Raw genomic sequence first — 21,811 nt, 5'->3', positions numbered from 1 at the left:
GATCCTATCCATGTATCGATTTTCGTATGCAGAAGTCGTCGAAGACGCTCCCCGGGAATGTCGGCAGCGCGAGTATGAAATCTTCGGACAAGCAATCGGGCTCCTCAAGGCAGCCGACGGCCTGCCGTCCAGATCCCCTGAGATGACCCAGGCCCTGGAGTTTCTCCAGCGGCTGTGGACGTCCCTCGTCAAGGACCTGGCGCACCCCGACAACGAGATGCCCGACAAGCTCAAGGCGCAGCTCATCTCGATAGGCTTCTGGGTGATGCGGGAGACGAGCCGTGTCGCCTGCGGCGAACACAACAATCTGACCGCGCTGATCGATATCAACGCCATGATCCAGGAGGGGCTGAAATGAAAGCCAAAATGCGATTCTCCCTCAAGGCCGGGGAGCGCATCTTCATCAACGGCGCCGTCCTGACGGTCAGCCAGAAGGTGACGCTGAGCCTTTTGAACGAAGCGCGCTTTCTCCTGGAGAGCCACGTTCTTCAGGTCACGGAGGCGACGACTCCGATGCGCCAGCTTTATTTCGTCGTGCAATCCCTCCTGATCAATCCTCAGGAGGCAGGTAAGGTCATGGGTGCCTTCCGCAAGCTGCACGAGGCCCTGATCCAGGTCGCCGCCGACGAGGCGGTGAAGGATACCCTGGGCAAGGTGGGCGACCTGGTCGAGGCCGACCGGACGTTCGAGGCGCTCAAGCTCATCCGAACCCTGTTCGAGCCCGTCGAGGCTCGCCCCTCCGCACCGGCGGAAGCCGCCGTCCAAGCGGCCTAATTCGGGAGTCCCATCATGAACGTCTCCTCCGTATCCAGCCCCGCCGGGGCGCAGCGGGCCGCGACGAGCGCAACGACCTCGACGGCGAGCTACGACAACTTCCTGAAGCTGCTCATGGCGCAGATGAAGAACCAGGATCCGACCGAGCCCATGAAGTCCACCGACTACATGGCTCAGCTCGCGACCTTCTCCCAGGTCGAGCAGACCGTGAAGAGCAATTCCAAGCTGGACGCTCTCCTGGCCTCGTCGGCCCTTTCTCAGGCCGACAGCGTCATCGGCCGCACGATCTCGACGGCCGACGGCAAGATCACCGGTCAGGTCACGTCCGTCACGATCGTCAGCGAGGGCGCCGTCGCGAAGCTGACCAGCGGGGAACAGATCCTCCTGGGCCCGGGCGTCATCGTGAGCTGACGATGAATGAAGTCGATGCCCTGGAGCTCGTGCGGGCAGCCATCTGGACCGTCATCATTGCCGCGGGACCGGCCGTCGCCGCCGCGATGATCATCGGCATCGTCATCGCCCTGGTGCAGGCCCTGACGCAGATCCAGGAGGTCACTCTCACGTTCATCCCGAAGATCATCGCCATCCTGGTGGTGGCCCTCGTGACCGGCTCCTTCGTCGGCTCGCAGATCTTCGCCTTTACCGAACTGGTCTACGGCAAGATCGTAACGGGGTTCTAGCCCGCTGCACGATGCGCGGGGCCAGACGGTTTTTCGGCGAAGAGGATCCGGTTCGCCGAGAAAATGCGGCCAGGCACAGACGAGAGGTGCTTCCACGCAAGTGGGCATAGATCTCGACCGGCGACCCTCGCGCAAGCTTCATGGTTCATGTGTCAGTCTCATCGTTCATCCGTTGAGCTGGCAGGCACATGGAAGCAACTGAAGTTACAGCCCAGGGGCGCGGCAGGGATCTGGCATTCGCCGGCGCCGTGGTCGGCATCCTTGCCATTCTCTTTCTCCCCATTCCGCCGATGGCGATCGACATGGGGCTTGCCTTTTCGGTTGCGCTGTCCGTCCTGATCCTGATGGTGGCGCTCTGGATCCAGAAGCCTCTCGAGTTCTCGGCCTTTCCCACGGTCCTTCTTATCGCGACTTTGTTGCGACTCGCCCTGAGCATCGCGTCGACCCGCCTCATTCTGTCCGATGGCCATAAGGGAGTCGATGCGGCCGGCCATGTGATCAGCGGCTTCTCCCAGTTCGTGATGAGCGGCGATTTCGTCATCGGCATCGTCGTCTTCATCATCCTGATCACGGTCAACTTCCTCGTCATCACCAAGGGCGCGACCCGTATCGCCGAGGTCGGCGCACGCTTCACGCTCGATGCCATTCCCGGCAAGCAGATGGCCATCGATGCGGACCTGTCCGCGGGCCTGATCGACGAGAAGGAGGCCCAGAAGAGGCGTCGCGAGCTCGAAGAGGAAAGCGCCTTCTTCGGATCCATGGACGGTGCCTCGAAATTCGTCCGCGGCGAAGCCGTCGCGAGCCTGATCACGATTGCCGTCAACATCTTCGGCGGCATCGTCATCGGCGTCACGCGTCACGGCATGCCCCTGTCCAAGGCGGCGGATGTCTTCGTCCAGCTCTCGGTCGGCGACGGGTTGGTGAGCCAGATCCCGGCTCTCGTCGTCTCGTTGGCCGCCGGCCTCCTGGTCTCGAAGGGCGGAACGAGGGGGCAGGCCCAGCAGGCCGTGCTCGGGCAGCTCGGCGCCTATCCGCGGGCCCTCATGGTGGCCGCCGCCCTGATGTTCGTCTTTTCCATCGTGCCCGGCCTGCCGATGATCCCGTTCCTGGTGCTCGGCGGCTGCATGAGCTTCATCGCCTATTCGATCCCGAAGCAAAGAGCCGACGAGGCCGCGAAGGCCCAGGCCAAGCTGGCCCAGGAACAGCAGAAGAATCTTCTGGAGTCGCGCGAATCGGTCAAGGAAACCCTGAAGCTTGCCGAGATCGAGCTGTGCCTCGGCAAGCATCTGGCATCCTACCTGGCGACCTCGCATGGGGACCTGGCGCATCGCGTCGGCAAGATGCGCAAGAAGTTCGCCCAGGATTACGGCTTCGTCCTGCCGGACGTGAAGCTCTCCGACAGCCTGATGATCCCGCCGAAGAGCTACCAGATCAAGATCCACGGAACCGTCGTGGCGACGCAGGAAATCCGCCCCGGCGATCTCCTCGTGGTGCTGGGCGACGGGCCGGTCCCCGATGTTCCCGGCGACGAGGTGCGCGAGCCGGCCTTCGGCATGAAGGCCCTGTGGGTGTCGGACGTCTACATGAGCGAGATCAAGCGGCAGGGCTTCCAGGCGGTGGATGGAGCATCGGTCCTCCTCACGCATCTGAGCGAAGTGATCCGAAACAACCTGCCTCAGCTCCTGTCCTACAAGGATGTCCGCAATCTCCTGGACGGCCTCGATTCCGAGTACAAGCGCCTGCTCGACGACATCTGCCCCTCGCAGATTTCCTATTCCGGCCTTCAATCCGTTCTGAAGCTCCTGCTGGCCGAGAGAGTGTCCATTCGCAACCTGAGCCTGATCCTCGAGGCGATCGCCGAGATCGCCCCCCATGCGCGGCGCGCCGAGCAGCTGGTGGAGCACGTGCGGGTCCGCATCGCCCAGCAGATCTGCGGCGACCTTGCGGAGGGTGGGGCCCTCAATGTGCTGAGGCTGGGGAACAAGTGGGATATCGCGTTCCATCAGAGCCTGAAGCGGGACGCGAAAGGCGACGTGGTCGAATTCGACATCGATCCCCGCCTCGTGGAACAGTTCGGCGCCGAGGCATCGGATGCCATCAAGACGCGCATGGGACAGGTCCAGACCTTTGCCGTGGTCACCGCGCCGGATGCCCGCCCCTATGTGCGCATGATCATCGAGCGCATGTTCTCGTCCCTGCCTGTCCTGTCGCATCTGGAAATCGCCCGCGGCGTCGAGGTCAACTCGCTCGGGACGATCTCGTGAACCAAGTCACGCCCGAGATCCTGCTGGCGATCTTCCTGATCTTCTGCCGGATCGGCGGATGCCTGATGATCGCCCCGGGCTTCTCGAGCAACCGGATCCCGATGCATGTGCGGCTCTTCATCGGCCTGGCCACCAGCCTGGCGCTGGCGCCCGTGCTCATCGAGAAGGTCCAGGCGGGCATCACGTCGCAGGTTCCGGCGGCCGTTCTCCTCTATGTCGGCAAGGAACTCCTGACGGGACTTCTGATCGGTCTCCTGGGCCGCGTCTATTTTCTTGCCCTCCAGACCATGCTGAACGCCGTGGCGTTGGCCTTAAGCCTCGGCGGCATGCCCGGAACGCCGATCGACGAGGCGGAGCCTCTTCCGCCGATCACGTCCTTCATCATGATGGTGGCGACGGCCGTTCTCTTCATGTCCGACCTGCATTGGGAGTTCTTTCGAGGGCTCATCGCCTCCTACTCGCGGCTGCCCGTGGGAGAAGGACTGGGCATGAACCTGTCCCTGACGCAGCTGGTCGACCAGATCGGCATTTCCTTCGTGCTGGCGCTCAGGATCAGCAGCCCCTTCATCCTGTATTCCGTCATCGTCAATCTGGCGGTCGGGCTCACCAACAAGCTCACGCCCCAGATCCCGGTCTATTTCCTGGCGACGCCTTTCATCATGCTCGGCGGCTTGCTGATCACCTACTTTGCCGTGAGCGACTACGTGCTCCTTTTCATGGAGGCGTTCTCGACCTGGCTGCGGGACGGGTAGACCGGATGAAACAGAGGATTCGGAAGATCGACCGCATCATGAAGATGCAGCAGCACCTCCAGAAAGAGGCCGAGCTGAAACTCGCTCAGCTCGAGCGGAAGGCATCCGAACTCAAGCTCGCGCAGGAGACGCTGATCCAGACGATGAACGACCACGAAACGCTGCACGGCCTCTTCGTGGATGTCGCGGCCAAGCGCCTGCAGGCACTGGCGTCCCAGGCGAGCGTCGTGGACAAGGCCAAGGTGGCGCAGAAGGCCGTCACCGTCGACAAGGCCATGCAGGCGAAGCGGGCGGAGAAGATGCTGTCGGGTCTCAAGGAGCAAGACCGCCGGGAAAGTGAGAAGAAGGATCTCGCTTCCATCATCGAGCTGCTCGCAAAAGGCGAAGGCGCAAGCTTCCCGTAAGCTAGCCGGGTTAAACCTCCTCTCAAGTCTGAAACGTGAGAGATGCGAGATGGCGATCAGCCCGCCCTCAGATATTATCAACGACGTTGCCCGGGCGGCGGATCCCGCACGCTATCAGGCCGCGTCGCAAAAGCTTCTCGATGGCGCGTCCGCGTTGGACGGCGCCAGCTTCGACGACGCCATGAAGTCCATGGCCGGCCAGCCGCTGATGGCATCGGGTGCCGACATCTACACGCTGCGGAACTCGCTTCGCAACGATGCCGAGTCGGCCAGCGCCGCCAGGACGCAGAAGGCGCATCAGGAATTCGAAGCCTACATCCTCCAGACCTTCGTCGAATCCATGCTGCCGAAGGATGCGGAAAACACCTATGGCAAGGGCAATGCAGGCTCCATCTGGAAATCCATGATGGCGGAACAGATCGGTGCGCAGATCTCGAAGGCGGGCGGCATCGGAATCGCAAAGCGGCTCCTCGACGCGCAGGAACCCGGGCGCTCCTCCGACATCCGTGTCCCTCCGGCCCCCGCATCGTTCTCCGGCAAGGTCTGAATCCAGTTCACATGACGAGGATGGCGGCCGACCAGCGCCCCTAAACAGGAAGCCACATGATGCTGATGAAATCCCTCGATCGCCTTGAAGAAACCCTGGATCAGGAAACGGCTGCCCTCATGGCGCGGGACCTGTCCAATCTGGAGGAATTCAACCGGCGCAAGAGCCAGTGCCTCCTCGAGATCAGCCGGATGGTCCGGACGCCGGATATCCACGCTCTGGACCAGAAGGCGACGAAGCGGCTGCAGAATCTCCAGGCCAAGATCGAAACCAACCAGGACATGCTGCAGCAGCACATGCAGGCCGTGCAGGAGGTTGCGAGCATCATCTCGAATGCCATTCAGAAGGCTGAGTCCGACAGCACGTATTCAGCGCACATGAACAAGGCGGGCTTCGGCGCATGATGAAGAACGTCATGGCGGGCTTCTGGGTCTGCGCGGTCACGCTGGCATCCTGCTATGCGGCCGTGACCTGGGCCGTCGGGAAGGCTCCCACGGAGGAGAAGGGGAATTACGAGGGGCTTCAATACAAGAAGCTGCCCGCGATGAATATCCCGATCATCGCCGAGGGGGCCGTGCAGGGCTACGTGGTCGCGAACCTGGTCTTCACGGCCGATGCCAAGACCATGCGCGAGATCTCCGTTCCTCCCGAGGCCTTCATCCAGGACGAGGTCTTCCGCCATGTCTATGCCGACGAGACGCTCGATTTCAAAAAACTCTCCCGCTACAACGTCAACGGCATGATCGCCAGCGTCCGGGAGAAGATCAACAAGCGGCTGGGGGCCGAGATCGTCAAGGAAATCCTGGTCGAGAATTTCAACTTCGTCGACAAGTCCGATATCCGTTCATAGCGCCGACGCCTGTTCCGAAGCGGCCGGGCGGCGAGGCCTGGGAAGAATTTTTATGAGCTATTGCCTGATCATTGATGACTCCCGGGTGATCCGGAAGGTGTCCCGCGACATCGTCGAGAGCCTGGATTTCCGCGTCGCGGAGGCGGAGAACGGCGAAGCGGGTCTCAAGGCCTGCAAGGCCGAGATGCCGGACGTGATCCTCCTCGACTGGAACATGCCCGTCATGGACGGCTACAGTTTCCTCAAGGCCCTGCGCGCCACGCCGGAAGGTCGCACGCCGAAGGTCGTCTTCTGCACGACGGAGAACGGCCTCGACCATATCACGCGCGCTCTGGAAGCGGGCGCTGACGAGTACGTGATGAAGCCCTTCGACAGGGACATTCTCGCGGCGAAATTCCAAGAGCTGGGCGTTCTTCCGGCATCGCATTCCGCGTGAGGTCATGGTACTCTCCCCTGTAACCCAGACAATTCCCGTGCCCGGCCGTCTCACCCGCGTGATGATCGTGGACGACAGCGCCGTCATTCGCGGCATGATCGGCCGGTGGCTCACCGAAGCGGGTGGCTTCGAGATCGTCGCGACGGCCTCGAACGGCCGCATGGCCGTCGATGCGGCGGCCCGCGCGAAGCCCGAGATCATCCTGCTCGATCTCGAAATGCCCGAGGTCGACGGCCTTGCGGCTCTGCCGCTGATCCTGAAGGCGCATCCGGCGAGCAAGGTGATCGTGATCTCGACCCTCACACAGAGGAACGCGGAGATCTCCCTGAAATGCCTCTCGCTCGGCGCCATCGATTACCTGGCGAAACCGGAGAGCGCTCGCGTTCCCGGCGCAGCGAACGAGTTCCGCCGCGAGCTCGTCGAGAAAATGCGGGCCTTGAGCGAAACGAAAGCCCGGCCAGCGCGCGTCCCCGCGTCGCCCGCCGCGAAGGTCATCTCGCCGATGCCGCCGGCGCCCCCGAGGCTCGGCGGCACGAAGCCGCAATGCCTGCTCATCGGCTCGTCGACAGGCGGCCCTCGGGCCGTCGAGCGCGTTCTCCTGGACATGAAACCGGCGCTGTCGAGGATTCCCGTGCTGATCGTCCAGCATATGCCGGCGATGTTCACGGCCGTCTTCGCGGACCATCTTCAGACCCTCTTGTCCATTCCTTCGAGGGAGGCGCGGGACGGCGATGCGGTCGCACCCGGGACGATCCTCGTCGCGCCCGGCGGGCGGCACATGGGCGTCGTCTCGTCCGGAGGCAAGGCGGCGATCAGGCTCAATGACGGGCCGCCCGAGAATTTCTGCCGCCCCGCGGTCGATGTGCTGTTCCGGGAAGCCGCCGCCGTCTACGGCGCGTCGGCGCTCGCCGTCGTCCTGACGGGCATGGGCTCCGACGGCACGCACGGGGCGCGCCACCTCGCGAAGGCGGGCGCGACCGTGATCGCCCAGGACGAAGCGACGAGCATCGTCTGGGGCATGCCGGGCAGCATCGTGAAGGCGGGCCTCGCCCACGAGGTCCTTCCGCTGGAATCCATCGGCCGATCGCTGAAAGGCCTCATCACCGGAGCTTCGACATGACCGAAGCCGAATTCGAAGCCCTGCGCGTGTTCCTCAAGGCCCGGTCGGGCCTGGCGCTGTCGCCGGACAAGCGCTACCTCGTCGAGAGCCGCCTCTCCTCCGTCTGCACGCGCTTCAAGCTCGAAAGCCTCTCGCACCTCATCCGCGAGATCAGGGCCGGCCGCGCCATGGCGCTCGAAAAGGCGACCATCGAGGCGATGACGACGAACGAGACCTTCTTCTTCCGGGACAAGACGCCGTTCGATCTGTTCCAGGACGTCCTGCTGCCCAAATACCTGAAGGAGCGGGCGGCAAGCCGCAGGCTGCGGATCTGGTGCGCGGCGGCATCGAGCGGGCAGGAGCCTTACTCGCTCGCGATGCTCCTGAAGGAGGCGTCCGCCCGGATGCCGGGCTGGCACGTCGACATCGTCGCGTCCGACATCTCGACCGATGTGCTGGAGAAGGCAAAGGCCGGTCTCTACAACCAGTTCGAGGTGCAGCGCGGCCTGCCGATCCGTCTCCTCGTGAAGTATTTCACGCAGACAGGGGATCAGTGGCAGATCTCGCCCGAGATCCGCGCGATGGTGGATTTCCGCTATCTCAACCTGCTCGACGATTTCAGCCGCCTGGGATCCTTCGACATCGTGTATTGCCGCAACGTGCTGATCTACTTCGATGCCGCCCTGAAGGCGGACGTTCTGCGCCGCATCGCCAGCCTGATGGCGGCGGACGGCTCGCTCCTGCTCGGTGCCTCTGAGACCGTGCTCGGGGTGACGGACGCCCTGACGCTCGATCCGGCTCATCGCGGTCTCTACGCAAAGACGCCGGCGGCCGGCAAACCGAAGATGTTCGCCGTCGGGGCCCGTTGAGCAGCCAGCGGATGATCCGCGCATGTCCTGGAAGCGCTCGGCCCCGCGGCTGGGCGGGTGAATATGGTTAACAAATTGTAAACACGACGTTTTTTGCGATCGATGCTGACTTTTGTGCTTGACGCAAGGGACAGGGGCCCGTAAAGAAGGAAGCACAAGCACCGCAGATGAAGCGCTTTCGCTTCGGGTGCCAAGAAAGCACTATGGTACGCCTTCGTCCGAAGGCCAGGCATGATGCCGATCCATTTTGCCGGTAAAAGCCCGGATGTCATGTGAGCAGCGGATCGAGATTCTCTCGAGGCATGAGGCCACTCCGCTGGGTCGGTTAAATTCCGACATTCCCTGAAAAAATCTCACATCATTCAAGGAAGAAGCACATGTCTTCGATTCTCACGAACTCCAGCGCTCTCACCGCTCTCCAGAACCTGAGCAACACCCAGCGTTCGCTGAGCAAGACCCAGAGCCAGATCTCCACGGGTCTCAAGGTCGCGACCGCTGCCGACAACTCCACCAACTGGTCGGTTTCGACCAAGATGAAGGCCGAGAACAGCGTTGTCGGCACCATCAAGGACAAGCTGAAGGAAAACTCCGCCCTGGTGAAGACCGCGACGGCTGCCCTGACGCAGATCGCCGACACGCTCACCAAGATGAAGGAGCAGGCCACGCAGGCTGGCGACGTCGATGGCACGAGCGGCTACAACGAAGTCAACAAGGCGCTGGCAGGCCTCGCCAAGACCCTGACGGGCCTGATCGACGGTGCGAGCTTCAACGGCGTGAACATCCTGAACAGCGCAACCGCCGGTGTGAACATCGTGTCGGGCTGGGGCGGAGCGACCTTCACGACGATCGACCTCACCTCGCAGGACCTGAAGACGACCCTGACGACTGCCGTGACGGCTCCGACCACCATCGCGTCGAAAGCCAATGCCGAGACGCTGCACGCGGCTCTGGACACGGGCCTGACCGCCGTTCGTGAATACGCCGCCGATCTCGGCGCCGTGCAGAACCAGATCGACGCCCAGTCGGAGTTCCTGGAGTCGCTCTCCAACTCGCTGACCAACGGCGTGAGCTCGATGGTCGACGCCGACATGAACGAGGCTTCGACCCGCCTGCAGGCTCTGCAGACGCAGCAGCAGCTCGGCGTTCAGTCGCTCTCGATCGCGAACCAGAACAGCCAGATGATCCTGAAGCTCTTCCAGTAAGAGCCTCCTGATCGGTGATACGAGGCCCCGTCTTGCAAAAGGCGGGGCCTTCTTTTTGGGTCGCTCGCGGAACGCTGAGCCATGTTCAATCTATATTTTCGCACGACCGCTTTGGTGATTGCGGGCACGCTCGGACTGGTCGTCCCTGACCTTTCGGCCCTGTCGGCGACGACCGGCGCTCTCCGGGCCTGGAACTATGCCCTGCAGATCGACCAGGGCGGCGCTCCGAACCGCGCGCTGGCGCAGATCAGGGGCGAGGGGGGGAGCTCCCTCTGGTTCTCCTGCACGAAGGTGACGGGAGAGGACGAGCCGCCGCAGGTCGCCGTCGCGGCCACGGTGATGCAGAAGGCCTATCTCGGGCCCAGCGATCATCGGGGGCGCAGCACGGTCCTCTGGCTCGACGACCGCCCGCCGGAGGTGGCGCGCTGGGTCTATCGCGACCGCTACGGCCAATTGCGCGGAGAAGACCAGGTGATGAATCTCGTCGCAAGCCTCGCGACAGCGCAGACGCTTATCGTGGAGCTTGCGGATTTCCGCCTCGAGCCGCAAAGCGTGAGGTTCGCCCTCGATCCCGACGAAACCCATGCGGTGGCGGAGCGATTCTCGAAGGATTGCCGGTCCATCGCGACGGCTCGGGATTGATGCACGGTGCGCGGCCTTACGAGCCGAAGGAGTGAGCCATGATCAGCACGATGACCCGCTACCAGATGTTGCAGACCAACACGGCGCTGACCAAGACGCTCACCCAGAACGACGCGATGGTCAAGCGCGACACGGAATACTACCTGGCGAATATCTCGAAGGTGAAGACCATCGACGCATTCGTGAATGATTACCGTCTCTTCAGCTATGCCATGAAGGCCTATGGCCTCGAGGACATGACCTACGCCAAGGCCTTCATCAAGAAGGTGCTCACCGAGGGTATCACCGATACCAAGAGCATGGCGAACAAGATGACGGACAAGCGGTACATGGAATTCGCCAAGGCGTTCGACTTCGCCGCCAAGGGCGACAAGGCGACATCGGAGACCAGCGCGACCACCGAAGCGGTCAGCAAGTACTATCAGCAAACTCTCGAAAAGAAGGAAGGCGAGCAGAACGAAGGCGTGAGGCTCGCCCTCTATTTCAAGCGCAAGGCGTCGAGCGTCACCACCACCATGGGGCTTTTGGCCGACAAGGCGCTCCTGAAGTTCGTGCAGACGACGTTCAGCATCCCGACCGGCGCCTCCAAGGCGGATCTCGACCTGCAGGTCCGCAACCTGGAGAAGCATCTCAACATCAAGGATCTGCAGGATCCCAAGAAAGTCGATAAGCTGATCCAGCGCTTTGCCGCCATGTACGACATGAACAACGTGAGCGCCGCCACGGCATCCCCGGTCCTGACCCTGTTCTCCGAGCCGGCGGAAGCCGGCATCAGCGTCGACCTGATGATGAGCATCACCAAGCTTCGGCTCGGAGGCTTCTGATCGCGTGCATCGTGCGGCCCCAGGGGGGCGCACGATGGGCTAGAGGTGTTTCCACTGATGTGGAATCACCTCTCTTCATTGTTCGACCGCATTCTTCGACGGCGAACCGAATTCCGTTCACCGAAAAATGCTTCAGCCTTTCACCGAGATCACGTCCTCGACGATCCGCTCCGTGACCGGGAGCGCGTCGCTGGGCGCGTTCACGATGAAGAGGCCGCTGCAGATCGTCGTCACCTTGCGCACCGGCGCGTGGTGCTTGTCGGCGCCGATCATGTAATTCACCGTGTAATAGGGCTCGCCGCCGATGAAGGCTGTCTGCCTGCTCTCGAAAATATAGCCGACCTGGGTTGGGCTGATCCGGTAGACGGTTCGCGGCGGTCCCCAGGCGGCGATGCGCGCCGAGATGGGCTTGCCGATATAATCCGAGCAGGACAGGGCAAGGGGCTCCTGAACGGCCGGCACGCAGCCGCCGACGCCGAGGGCAGCTGCAAGTGTCGCGAAAAGCGTTCTCAAGACGATCTCCCAAGGCCAATCGAAACTCGTTTCCAGGCTGCACTATACCGACGACCCGGCCCGGACGAAGCGTTTCCTGAGAGCGTAGTAAACCAATGGCCGCGGGTAACGGACCTGCGCCGGAGATGGTCAGGTTCGGGAAAGGTTCCTGCCTCATATTGAAGGAGTACCTCCGAGTGATGAGGAGAGATCCGTGGCTATCGTTCTGGTGCCGGTCGTCGCAGCTTCCCTGGTCGGGCTGATTGGAATGCCCGTCATCCGCCTCATGATGTCGTCCGCGAAAACAAGGCATTGGGCCAGAAGTCGCAGCATGGCGCAGGGCCGGTCGTGAACAAAACCAAGTCTCTTTGAGAATGCGCGCCGAATGGAGGAGCGATGCTCGTCGGTGAAGCCTCCGGCGAGTCTTCTCTACGTTCGCCAAGAGAGCCATTTAACGATTTCGGGACTGAGCCGTCCGCTGAGATGGACGTGATTGTATGGGCGGTACCTCGGACCTGATCTTTCCTCTTCGTTTGGATAGGTCGCGGGCGGCGATTGCTTGCTCTGTTGCTTGAAGTCAACAGTGCCGAGTCGTTCGTGATCTTGCGGCAAGTTCGCGCTTGCGCCGCGCATCCGCTGCTGACAGCTTTATTGAAAATAATAAAACTGAACAGGTGCGGGGCATGTGCGGGATTACTTTCAAAGCTTCACGACGGCGCAGTAAACGCTTTCAACGCTTCTTCGCGCCAGCAGGTCTCGCGGCCCTTGTCCTGTCCGCCACAGCAGGAGCGGGATCGGCACTCGACTTCCCTCAATTCGCCAAACGGGCGTCCGGCGATACGCTCTTTGCAGTCGGTGCCGCCGGGCCGACGCCGGCCTGGATCGAGTTCTGCACGCAGCTGCCGCAGGAATGCGCGCCCAATCGTTCGGAGCCCGACACGATCGTTCTCGATCAGGCGGCGTGGAAGCTGATCGTCGACGTGAACGAGCAGGTGAACAAGGAAATCGTGCCCGTCACCGACCAGGATCACTGGGGTGTCGCGGATCGCTGGGATTATCCGGATGACGGCATGGGCGATTGCGAAGACATCCAGCTGCTCAAACGCCGCCGTCTCACGCAGGCCGGCCTGCCGCAGCGAGCCCTGCGCATGACCGTGGTGATCGATGAACTCGGTGCAGGGCACGCGGTTCTCATGGCGCGGACGGATCGCGGCGACTACATCCTCGACAACAAGCGCAACGTCGTCCTGCCCTGGCAGCAGACAGGCTATCGTTATGTGAAGCGGGAAGGCTCGGACAATGTGAATTGGGTTTGGCTCGGAAACCAGGCCGCGCCGGTCGCGACCGCGACGAAGTAGGCGACGGGTCTTTCGAGCGCATCCTGCGGGAAAAAGGGTCCGGTTTCACCGGCGGGCCTTAACGGTCGCCGACGCGACCCTCCGGAACCGCGCCGGACGATGCGCCAGCATAAGAATAAGCATCGGACCCAAAAGCGCATGTCCGCTTTTGGGTCCGATGCTTTGGCCACGTCGCTTTCGTTGTCAGCAGGGTGTGGGACGGCGCCCGCTTGAGCGCCCCGTAATCTTCAGCTCGAAGCCCGTGCCGGTGACTGCGTGATCATGGTCTCGGTCGTCAGAACCACCCAACCGGCATCGGAGCGCTCGATGGAGATCACCTGGCCGATGCCGGGCAGGGTCATGCCCGGCGTGACCCACCAGATACCGTCGGGGCCTTCGATCAGGGCGGACTCGCCCGTGGCCCGATGGAGAACGTAGCGTTGAAACTGCGGGCCTCCCTTGACGCTCGGGGTCGTGGCGCTCTTGTGGCCTGCGGCCGGTTCGAGATCCTTCTTCGCCAGTGAGCCTGTCGTCGCGGGGTTCAAGTCGATCGTGCGTGGCACGGCCTTGCCGATGGTCGTGTCGGCCACGGCGCTCGTGAGATAGGTATAGCTTTCGCTGAAATGCAGGGCATAGACCGGCAGGCCGATGGCCGACAGGGTGAGGGCCAGGCCGAGGCACATCACGATGCGGTCGCCGACCGCCTCGCGCGCGCGGATGGATTCCTCGATGCGCTGGACCTTGCGTTGCCGCCGCTCGGCCGTGGAGACCTGTTCCCTGGCATTTCCAGCCCTGGCAACCTGCTCCAAAACCTTGTCGAACCGAACGCCCATGGAAACCGCCACGTTGAGAACCGCGTGTCATCAGGACTATGGGCGTATGCTTAAGAATTCGTCACTCGGGTGGCGAAACTTGGCCGTATACCTCCAAAGGGTTAGGGGCATTTTTCGGTGAAGCGGATCCGGTTCACCGTCAAGAATGCGGCAAAGCGAAGAAGAGGCGCTTCCTCGCAAGTGGATGCAACCCGAGAGCAAGCCTCGCGCAAGCCATCGCGCGATACCATGACATGTCGTTCAGAGATGTTGCGGTGACGTCGGCCGCTCGAGGTTTATCATGAGAATTAGGACGAAGATTTTCGCCCTTGTGGCGGCCCTGAGCCTTGTCGCGGTCGTGACCGCCGTCGTGGGTATCAGCACATTGAAGACCTATCACCAGGCTGTCGACGATGTCCGCCTTGCGGCCACGCGTGCGCTCTATGGCGAGCGCCTCAACCGGCTCGTGACCCATGTGGTCATGGAAGCCAGGGGCATCTACGCGTCGAAGGATACGGCCGAGGCGCGCAAGTTCGGCGACGGCCTTCTCGCGACCCTGAAGGACGTGGACGCGCTGCTGAAGGAATGGGAGCCGATCGTCCCGGCCGACAACAAGGCGCTGTTCGATGCGGTCGTAAGGGATGCGGCGGAGTTCGGCAGGTTCCGCTCCGAAACGGTGCGCCTGGCCAGCGAGGTCTCGCCCGCCGCCGCCAATGCGCAGGGCAACAACGAGGCCAACCGCGCCAACCGGAAGGCCTTCCAGGTCAGCATCGATGCCCTGACCAAGCGCGGCAGCGAGGAGATCGAGGCCGTCAACCGGCGCGTGTCGGAGCTCTACGACCAGCGCCTGATGCTTCTCATCTCCATTGCGTTCGCGGGCACCGTCCTGGCGCTGCTGATCGGCTGGCTCGTCGGCCATCTGCAGATCGCCCAGCCGCTGAAGCGCGTGACCGAGGCCATCCGCAGGCTCGCTTCGGGCGAGTATGACCTGCCGCAGGCCAAGGCGGGCAAGGACGAGATCGGCGATATCTGGCAGGCGACGCAGGTTTTCGCCGGCGCCATGCGGGAAGCCGAGACCCTGCGTCATGCGCAGGCCGAGGCCGGGAAGCAGGCGGCGGAGCGGCGCCGGCTCGACATGATGGCGCTCGCCCAGAGCTTCGAGGGCAGTATCGGCGGCCTCGTGCAGCACCTGTCCGTCGCCGCGCAGCAGATGGAGGCGACGGCCCGCTCGATGGCCTCGACCGCGCAGCAGACGAACCAGCAATCGAACTCGGTGGCGGCGGCCGCCGAAGAAACCTCCAGCAACGTGCAGGCCGTCGCGGCGGCGGCGGAGCAGCTCGCCGCCTCGTCCAGCGAGATCGGCTCGCAGGTGTCGCAGACCTCGGTCGCGGCGGCTCGCGCCGTGCAGAACGCGCGCAGGACCAACGCGCTCGTGGAGACGCTGGCGGAGGGCGCGCAGAAGATCGGCGAGGTCGTCGCCCTGATCAATACGATCGCAAGCCAGACCAACCTTCTCGCCCTCAACGCCACCATCGAGGCGGCGCGGGCGGGAGAGGCCGGAAAGGGGTTCGCCGTCGTGGCCGCGGAGGTGAAGGAACTCGCCAACCAGACCTCGCGGGCGACCGAGGATATCGGCGCGCACATCCACCAGATCCAGCAATCGACCAAGGATGCGGTCGAGGCCATCCGCGATATCGGCTTCACCATCGAGGAGGTGCACCAGATCGCCACCAGCGTGGCGGCGGCCGTCGAGGAGCAGCAGGCGGCCACGCAGGAGATCGCGCGCAATGTCAGCGAGGCGGCCAGGGGCACGCAGGACGTGAGCGAGAGCATCACCCAGGTCCAGGGCGCCGCGACCCATGCGGGTTCGGCCGCCTCCCAGGTGCTCGCCGCGGCGGGCGAGCTCGCGGCGAACTCGAACGCCCTGAGCCGGGAGGTCGATGGATTCCTGCAGGGCGTGCGGGCGGCCTAGATCACAGCATTCATGCGGTCTTGGGCACGGGTGGCGTTGCGCCGCCCGTGCCGCTTTGCGACCGGGCCCTGGCGGCCTGGGCGGTCTCGACGGCGGCCCGGACATGGGACAGCAGGGTTGCCTGGGAATAGGGCTTGCCCAGGAAGGCCGCTCCCGGCGGCAGATCGTTCTCCCGCGGCCATTCCCGGCCGGACGTGACGAGGAGACCGATCCAGGGCCAATGCCGGTGGACCTGCCAGGCCAGGTCATAGCCGCTGATGCCGGGCGGCATCTCCACATCCGAGAACACCACGTCGATGCCGATCTCGGCCTTCAGGACCGTCAGGGCCTCCTCCGCGTCGGCCGCCTCGATCACGCGGAATTGTGCCTCCATGAGAATCTCGGCCGCCACCAGCCGCACGAGCGGCTCGTCTTCCACCAGGAGAATGACGCCTAAGGGTTTCGGATCGGACAAGATGCCAACGCGGGGTGAGGGTGAGGGCAAAGGCAAGGAACGCGACCATTGATAGACTGTTCCGCCTCCTCAGGCCAGACAATCGAGGGAAACCGGCGCGAATTTGCGGGAGAACCCTTGGGACGGATGCACGTTGTCCGCGTATTGTATGGCGTCAGGGGCAAGAATGAGCGCTGCATCCGTCACGGTTCTTCCACGCCGGACACCTCCCACTATCCTCGTGGCCGAAGTCGATGTCCGGGTCCGCTGCCTCGTCAGCGACGAGCTGCGCGAGGCGGGGTTCCGGGTCCTGGAAGCCGGATCCGCCCAGGAGGCCCTGACGGTGATCGAGGCCGTCCGGGTCGATCTCCTGTTCATCGCCCTCGATCTGCCGGGGGCGCAGAGCGGGCTGGAGACCGCCCATCTGGCCGGCGCCCGGCAGAAGCCCATGCGGATCATCGTCGCGTCCGCGGACGGGGATATCGACCCGGGCGGCCTGGGGCCTCTCGTGCGCAAGCCCTATCCCGCGTCGCAGGTCGTCGGCATCGTCATGCGCAGCCTCAACTGGCCCGAGCCCGCATAGGCCCGAAGGGAACAAGGACCGAAGCTCAGCGGTTAAGGAAGCCGTGAGCACCCTGTCGAAGAACATCACGGCCGATGCCGAATCCCCCCTCCCGACCGTTCTCGTCGTCGAGGACGAGGTGTTGATTCGCCTCGTGATAGCGGATTACCTGCGCGAATGCGGCTACCGGGTCCATGAGGCCGTGAACGCCGAGGAGGCCGTGTCGATCCTTCAATCGCCGGAGGTCTCCGTCGACGTGGTGTTCAGCGACGTCGAAATGCCCGGGTCCATGGACGGCTTCGGGCTGGCGCGCTGGATCCGCACCAACAAGCCGGGCACCGAGGTGATCCTCACGTCCGGGGCGGAACGCTCGGCCGACATCGCCGCGACCCTGTGCGAGGCCGGCCCGCTGCTGAAGAAGCCGTACCCGTCAAAGGACGTCGTTGACCGGATCAAGCAGCTCACCGCGAAGGCCCGGCGGTTCTGAAGGCGGCATCCCCCCTCATGTCATCACCGGGCTCGTCCCGGTGATCTCGACAACCTGAAGCGACGCGCCTTTCCTTATCGGGATGGCCGGGACAAGCCCGGCCACGACAGGAGGGCTCCGCCGATCGGACCGACATCATGCTCGCCTGCCTCTGAGAGTACGCCCTCACGCCTGCGCGAGCCGTGGGAACCGGATCGGGAAATGTCCGTTTGAACGTGCATGAAACCCCATCGCAGAATTGTAAGGCAGCCGGTCGTGCTCCTGGTTGAAGACGAGCCGCTCGTCCGTCTGACGCAGGTCGATATTCTGCGCGAGGCCGAGTTCTGGGTCGTCGAGGCCCAGGACGCCGACGAGGCCTTCGAGGTGCTGAAGACGCGGCCCGACATCTCGGCGGTTCTCACGGACGTGGACATGCCGGGCTCCATCGACGGCTTCGAGTTCGCGCGCCTCGTCCGCCAGGGCTGGCCCGAGGTGGGCGTCCTCGTCATTTCCGGCAAGACCGGTCCCGGTCCCGGTGACATGCCGCCCAACGCGGCGTTCCTGCACAAGCCCATTCTCCCGGATGATCTCGTGGCCGCCCTGACGAAGGTCATGATGACGACGCAGGGCGGAGTGAGCCAGGAATCGTGAGGCGGCTGCGCGGCGTTTCGTTTCCTCCGGCGTGCGTGAGAATATCAGTGTCATCCCCGGCGGCCCGTTAGGGCCGGGAAGGGGATCCACGATCACGCTCGGTGCTATGGTTTCCCTTCCCCTCCGCTTCGCTCCGGCCGGGAATGATCCCCCCACGTCATGGCCGGCCCAGTGCCGGCCATCTCGATGCCGTGAAGCGCTGTGTCTCAATCAACCGAGATCACCGGGGCAAGCCCGGTGATGACGTGGTGGAGCAGCCATCAAGCCCGAACGGCCTGGGGCGCGCGGCTGTCGATTGCCTCGGGGGGCGCCGCCGCGCGCTCCCACAGACGCTCCACATCCGCCTGCACCCGATGGATGGCGGCTTCCTTGACCGGGCCGTAGCCGCGGATGTCCATCGGGGCCTTGGCGATGGCGAGAAGGTCGGCGAAGGGCCGTTGGCCGAGGGCGCCGAGGATCCTGTCGATCTGCGCCTCGTACCAGCCGATGAGCGCCCGCTCCATGCGCCGCTCGGCCGTGTAGCCGAAGACATCGAGCGGAGTGCCGCGCAGCACCTTTAGTTTGGCCAGGACCGACAGGGGCGTCTGGAGCCAGGGGCCGAAGCTGCGTTTGCGTGGGCGGCCGCGCGCATCGCGCTTCGCCGGCAGGAGCGGCGGCGCCAGATGATAATGCACCGTGAAGTCGCCCTCGAACTGCCGCTTGAGCTCGTCGAGGAAGCCCGTCTCCATGTGGAGGCGCGCGACCTCGTACTCGTCCTTGTAGGACATGAGCTTGAAGAGCGAGCGCGCCACCGCGTCGGTCAGCGCCTCGGAGCCGAGCGCGCCCTCGGCCTTGCGCACCCGCGCCACCAGGGATTCAAAGCGGCCCGCATAGGCGGCGTTCTGGTAAGCGGTCAGGAACGCGACGCGCCGGGCGATCACCTGGTCGAGCGTCTCGACCTCCTGGGGCTTGTCGCCCGCGACCTGGTGAACGACGTCGGGAGCGGCGCAGAGCAGCCGTCCCCAGGCGAAGGCCTGCCGGTTGCGCTCGACGGTGACGCCGTTGAGTGCGATGGCGCGGGAGAGAGCCTCGAACGACACCGGCACGAGGCCCTGCTGCCACGCGAAGCCGAGCATCATCACATTGGCGTAGACCGAATCGCCGAGCAGCGTCTCGGCGAGAGCATTGGCGTCGAGCGTCGCCATGTTGCCGACGCCGATCACGCGCTCGATGGCGCGAAGACGCGTGCGGCTGGCGAGATCCGCATCGCGGAAGCGCACCACGTCGCCGGTCGGCATCTCGGCGGTATTGACCACGGCGCGCGTGCCGTGCCGATAGGTGCCGGACGCCTTGGGCGAGGAGCTGACGACGACGTCGCAGCCGATCAGCGCGTCGGCCGCGCCCTGGTCGATGCGCACCTGATGCAGCGCATCGGGATTCTCCGCGAGGCGGACGAAGCTCAGCACGGGGCCGAACTTCTGCGCGAAGCCCGTGAAATCGAGCACCGAGACGCCGCGCCCTTCCAGATGCGCCGCCATGCTGATAAGCGCCCCGATGGTGACGACGCCGGTTCCGCCGACGCCGGTCACGAGAAGATCGAAGGGCTTCGAAAGATCGGGAAGGGCAGGCGAGGGCAGGGACGCCGCGCGCGCGGCGGCATCGAAGCCGCTCGTGGCCTTCGCCCGGCGCGTGGCGCCTTCCACGGTCACGAAGCTGGGGCAGAATCCCTCCAGGCAGGAGAAGTCCTTGTTGCAGGTGGAGAGGTTGATCTTGCGCTTGCGTCCGAACGGCGTCTCCTTCGGCTCGACGCTCAGGCAGTTGGACGCCACCGAGCAATCGCCGCAGCCTTCGCAGACGAGGTCGTTGATGTAGGCGAAGCGCTTCGGGTCCTCCATCTGTCCGCGCTTGCGGCGGCGGCGCTTTTCCGTCGCGCAGGTCTGCTCGTAGATCAGCACCGTGACGCCGGAGATCGTGCGAAGTTCCTTCTGGACCGCATCGAGATCCTCGCGCGGATGGATCGTCACGCCCTTCGGCAGGTCGGAGGCGTTGAACTTCTCCGGATGGTCCGACACGAGCGCGATGCGCGACACGCCCTCGGCGCGCACGCTGTGCGCGATGGCGTAGACGCTCACGGGCCCGTCGACCGGCTGGCCGCCCGTCATGGCGACCGCGTCGTTGAACAGGATCTTGTAGGTGATGTTGGCGCCCGCCGCGATGGCCTGCCGGATCGCCATGGAGCCGGAATGGTAATAGGTGCCTTCGCCGAGGTTCTGGAAGATGTGGCCCTGGCCGGTGAACTTCGACGAGGCAGCCCAGTTCACGCCTTCGCCTCCCATCTGGATGAGGGACGATGTCTCGCGATCCATCCAGCTCGCCATGAAGTGGCAGCCGATGCCCGCGAGCGCCTTCGAGCCCTCCGGCACCTTGGTCGAGGTGTTGTGCGGGCAGCCGGAGCAAAAGTACGGCGTGCGCGTTGCGCCCGGAACGGCGATCACGCGCTCGGGCTCAGGCGTCAGCGCGGCGGCGCGCTGCGTGAGACCGAGATCGGGGAAGATCGGGTCGAGACGCCGGGCGAGAACGCCCGCGAGGAAGCGCGGCGACAGCTCGCCCGTCCAGGGGATGAGCCGCTCGCCGGTCTCGTCGTGCTTGCCGACCATGCGCTCGGGCTTCGAGCCCGGATAGTCGTAGAAATATTCCTTGAACTGGCTTTCGATGATGCCGCGCTTCTCCTCGATCACGAGGATCTCGCGCTTGCCCTTCACGAATTCCAGCGCATCGTGCAGGGCGAGCGGCCACACCATGCCGACCTTGTAGATGTCGATGCCGCGGGCCCGGCAGGCGGCATCGTCGAGGCCGATGAGGCGCAGGGCCTCCATCAGGTCGAGATGCGCCTTGCCGGCGGTGACGATGCCGTAGCTCGCATTCGGGATGTCGTAGATGCGCCGGTCGATGGGGTTCGCTTTGGCGAAGGCATAGACCGCGTGCTTCTTCGCCTCCATGCGTTCTTCGATCTGCGGCCCCGGCAGGTCCGGCCAGCGGTAATGCAGGCCGCCGGGCGGCGGGTTGAAATCGGGCTCAATGAACCGGCGTGGCGGATGCAGCTCCACGGACGCGCCGGATTCGACGATCTCCGATACGGCCTTGAAGCCGACCCACATGCCGGAGAAGCGGCTGAGCGCATAACCGTACTCGCCGTATTCGAGATACTCCGCGACGCTCGCCGGATGGAGCGTCGGCATGAACCAGCTCATGAAGGCGACGTCGGATTGATGCGGCATGGAGGAGGACACGCAGCCATGATCGTCGCCTGCGATCACCAGCACGCCGCCATGGGGCGACGAGCCGTAGGCGTTGCCGTGCTTGAGCGCATCGCCGGAGCGGTCGACGCCCGGGCCCTTGCCGTACCAGAGGCCGAACACGCCCTGCACCTGCCGGTCGGGGCTGGTCTCGACCTGCTGCGAACCGAGAACCGCCGTCGCGGCCAGGTCCTCGTTGACGGCGGGCAGGAACTCGATCCGGTTCGCCTTCAGCTGTTCCTTCACGCGCCAGAGTTCGAGATCGACGCCGCCGAGCGGCGATCCACGATAGCCGGACACGAAGCCGGCGGTGTCGAGCCCCGCCGCCCTGTCGCGCTTGGCCTGGTCGAGCACGATGCGGACGATGGCCTGGGTGCCTGTGAGGAAGACCCGGCCCGCCTCGCGGGCATAGCGGTCGGCGAGCTGATAGGAATCGAGTGACGGAACGCTTTTCATCGGCTTCCTCCC

Annotated in this window: 26 protein-coding genes; 22 read left to right on the top strand and 4 right to left on the bottom strand. The window is 64.2% G+C overall.

Features of this window, described 5'->3' with window-relative positions; genetic code table 11:
- The first annotated feature begins 10 nt into the window (after positions 1-10).
- From flaF to H0S73_RS00955, 16 genes are all read left to right on the top strand, one after another.
- Entirely contained in the window at positions 11-358 is a 348-nt protein-coding gene (flaF, locus tag H0S73_RS01030; protein ID WP_181050406.1) for a flagellar biosynthesis regulator FlaF, read from the top strand.
- Complete coding sequence (gene flbT, locus H0S73_RS01025) at positions 355-774, top strand: flagellar biosynthesis repressor FlbT (RefSeq protein WP_246388688.1); 420 nt, start codon at positions 355-357, stop codon at positions 772-774. The genes flaF and flbT overlap by 4 nt, the downstream gene beginning before the upstream one ends.
- A 15-nt stretch (positions 775-789) precedes the next feature.
- Positions 790-1,185 (top strand): flagellar hook assembly protein FlgD, encoded by a 396-nt coding sequence (gene flgD / locus H0S73_RS01020; RefSeq protein ID WP_181050405.1) that lies wholly within the window; start codon positions 790-792, stop codon positions 1,183-1,185.
- A gap of 2 nt (positions 1,186-1,187) precedes the next feature.
- Positions 1,188-1,454 (top strand): flagellar biosynthetic protein FliQ, encoded by a 267-nt coding sequence (locus H0S73_RS01015; RefSeq protein WP_009493088.1) that lies wholly within the window; start codon positions 1,188-1,190, stop codon positions 1,452-1,454.
- A gap of 188 nt (positions 1,455-1,642) precedes the next feature.
- Positions 1,643-3,718 carry a flagellar biosynthesis protein FlhA gene (flhA, locus tag H0S73_RS01010; RefSeq protein WP_181050404.1) on the top strand — a complete coding sequence of 692 codons (2,076 nt, stop codon included), beginning with the start codon at positions 1,643-1,645 and terminating at the stop codon, positions 3,716-3,718.
- A complete protein-coding gene (fliR, locus tag H0S73_RS01005; protein WP_181050403.1) occupies positions 3,715-4,470 on the top strand; it encodes a flagellar biosynthesis protein FliR in 756 nt (251 codons plus the stop codon). Before flhA ends, fliR begins: the two co-directional genes overlap by 4 nt.
- A gap of 5 nt (positions 4,471-4,475) precedes the next feature.
- Positions 4,476-4,874 carry a hypothetical protein gene (locus tag H0S73_RS01000; protein WP_181050402.1) on the top strand — a complete coding sequence of 133 codons (399 nt, stop codon included), beginning with the start codon at positions 4,476-4,478 and terminating at the stop codon, positions 4,872-4,874.
- Positions 4,875-4,923: 49 nt separating this feature from the next.
- On the top strand, positions 4,924-5,421 hold the full coding sequence (locus tag H0S73_RS00995) for a rod-binding protein (RefSeq protein WP_181050401.1): 498 nt from the start codon (positions 4,924-4,926) through the stop codon (positions 5,419-5,421).
- Between the two features lie 56 nt (positions 5,422-5,477).
- Complete coding sequence (locus tag H0S73_RS00990) at positions 5,478-5,825, top strand: magnesium transporter CorA family protein (protein WP_181050400.1); 348 nt, start codon at positions 5,478-5,480, stop codon at positions 5,823-5,825.
- Positions 5,822-6,271, top strand: a complete 450-nt coding sequence (locus tag H0S73_RS00985; protein ID WP_246388686.1) for a hypothetical protein — start codon at positions 5,822-5,824, stop codon at positions 6,269-6,271. Before H0S73_RS00990 ends, H0S73_RS00985 begins: the two co-directional genes overlap by 4 nt.
- A 52-nt stretch (positions 6,272-6,323) precedes the next feature.
- Positions 6,324-6,707 carry a response regulator gene (locus H0S73_RS00980; protein WP_181050399.1) on the top strand — a complete coding sequence of 128 codons (384 nt, stop codon included), beginning with the start codon at positions 6,324-6,326 and terminating at the stop codon, positions 6,705-6,707.
- A gap of 4 nt (positions 6,708-6,711) precedes the next feature.
- On the top strand, positions 6,712-7,827 hold the full coding sequence (locus H0S73_RS00975) for a protein-glutamate methylesterase/protein-glutamine glutaminase (RefSeq protein WP_181050398.1): 1,116 nt from the start codon (positions 6,712-6,714) through the stop codon (positions 7,825-7,827).
- On the top strand, positions 7,824-8,675 hold the full coding sequence (locus H0S73_RS00970) for a CheR family methyltransferase (RefSeq protein ID WP_181050397.1): 852 nt from the start codon (positions 7,824-7,826) through the stop codon (positions 8,673-8,675). The genes H0S73_RS00975 and H0S73_RS00970 overlap by 4 nt, the downstream gene beginning before the upstream one ends.
- Before the next feature lie 377 nt (positions 8,676-9,052).
- Positions 9,053-9,877: a flagellin gene (locus H0S73_RS00965; RefSeq protein WP_181050396.1), complete on the top strand. Its 825-nt coding sequence runs from the start codon at positions 9,053-9,055 to the stop codon at positions 9,875-9,877.
- Between the two features lie 81 nt (positions 9,878-9,958).
- Positions 9,959-10,519 (top strand): hypothetical protein, encoded by a 561-nt coding sequence (locus tag H0S73_RS00960; RefSeq protein WP_181050395.1) that lies wholly within the window; start codon positions 9,959-9,961, stop codon positions 10,517-10,519.
- A gap of 38 nt (positions 10,520-10,557) precedes the next feature.
- The gene (locus H0S73_RS00955) at positions 10,558-11,343 is read left to right on the top strand and encodes a DUF1217 domain-containing protein (protein ID WP_181050394.1); all 786 of its coding nucleotides are present in this window, start codon (positions 10,558-10,560) and stop codon (positions 11,341-11,343) included.
- 132 nt (positions 11,344-11,475) lie between these two features.
- Here H0S73_RS00955 and H0S73_RS00950 read toward each other — a convergent pair whose 3' ends face one another.
- Entirely contained in the window at positions 11,476-11,856 is a 381-nt protein-coding gene (locus H0S73_RS00950) for a hypothetical protein (RefSeq protein WP_181050393.1), read from the bottom strand.
- A gap of 193 nt (positions 11,857-12,049) precedes the next feature.
- Between H0S73_RS00950 and H0S73_RS00945 the strand changes: the two genes are divergently transcribed.
- Both H0S73_RS00945 and H0S73_RS00940 read left to right on the top strand, forming a co-directional pair.
- Positions 12,050-12,187, top strand: coding sequence for a hypothetical protein (locus H0S73_RS00945; RefSeq protein WP_181050392.1), 138 nt, complete (start codon positions 12,050-12,052; stop codon positions 12,185-12,187).
- A gap of 331 nt (positions 12,188-12,518) precedes the next feature.
- Complete coding sequence (locus H0S73_RS00940; protein ID WP_181050391.1) at positions 12,519-13,193, top strand: transglutaminase-like cysteine peptidase; 675 nt, start codon at positions 12,519-12,521, stop codon at positions 13,191-13,193.
- Between the two features lie 227 nt (positions 13,194-13,420).
- On the opposite strand, the gene H0S73_RS00935 is transcribed toward H0S73_RS00940, so the two are convergent.
- Positions 13,421-14,005, bottom strand: coding sequence for a hypothetical protein (locus H0S73_RS00935; protein WP_181050390.1), 585 nt, complete (start codon positions 14,003-14,005; stop codon positions 13,421-13,423).
- 280 nt (positions 14,006-14,285) lie between these two features.
- On the opposite strand from H0S73_RS00935, the gene H0S73_RS00930 reads away from it, so the two are divergent.
- The gene (locus tag H0S73_RS00930) at positions 14,286-15,956 is read left to right on the top strand and encodes a methyl-accepting chemotaxis protein (protein WP_181050389.1); all 1,671 of its coding nucleotides are present in this window, start codon (positions 14,286-14,288) and stop codon (positions 15,954-15,956) included.
- 10 nt (positions 15,957-15,966) lie between these two features.
- Here the strand turns inward: H0S73_RS00930 and H0S73_RS00925 are convergent, their stop codons facing one another.
- On the bottom strand, positions 15,967-16,410 hold the full coding sequence (locus H0S73_RS00925; RefSeq protein ID WP_181050388.1) for a response regulator: 444 nt from the start codon (positions 16,408-16,410) through the stop codon (positions 15,967-15,969).
- Between the two features lie 166 nt (positions 16,411-16,576).
- On the opposite strand from H0S73_RS00925, the gene H0S73_RS00920 reads away from it, so the two are divergent.
- The 3 genes from H0S73_RS00920 to H0S73_RS00910 all read left to right on the top strand — a co-directional run bounded on the left by H0S73_RS00920 (position 16,577) and on the right by H0S73_RS00910 (position 18,068).
- Positions 16,577-16,972 carry a response regulator gene (locus tag H0S73_RS00920; RefSeq protein WP_181050387.1) on the top strand — a complete coding sequence of 132 codons (396 nt, stop codon included), beginning with the start codon at positions 16,577-16,579 and terminating at the stop codon, positions 16,970-16,972.
- A gap of 43 nt (positions 16,973-17,015) precedes the next feature.
- Complete coding sequence (locus tag H0S73_RS00915; protein ID WP_181050386.1) at positions 17,016-17,438, top strand: response regulator; 423 nt, start codon at positions 17,016-17,018, stop codon at positions 17,436-17,438.
- Between the two features lie 219 nt (positions 17,439-17,657).
- On the top strand, positions 17,658-18,068 hold the full coding sequence (locus H0S73_RS00910) for a response regulator (protein ID WP_181050385.1): 411 nt from the start codon (positions 17,658-17,660) through the stop codon (positions 18,066-18,068).
- Positions 18,069-18,328: 260 nt separating this feature from the next.
- Here H0S73_RS00910 and H0S73_RS00905 read toward each other — a convergent pair whose 3' ends face one another.
- Positions 18,329-21,799, bottom strand: coding sequence for an indolepyruvate ferredoxin oxidoreductase family protein (locus H0S73_RS00905; RefSeq protein ID WP_181050384.1), 3,471 nt, complete (start codon positions 21,797-21,799; stop codon positions 18,329-18,331).
- Between the last annotated feature and the right edge of the window lie 12 nt (positions 21,800-21,811).

The organism is Microvirga mediterraneensis (assembly GCF_013520865.1).
Classification (GTDB): Bacteria; Pseudomonadota; Alphaproteobacteria; order Rhizobiales; family Beijerinckiaceae; genus Microvirga; species Microvirga mediterraneensis.
The sequence above is the reverse complement of the archived record's forward strand: the minus strand, read 5'-3'. Positions and strand labels throughout refer to the sequence as shown.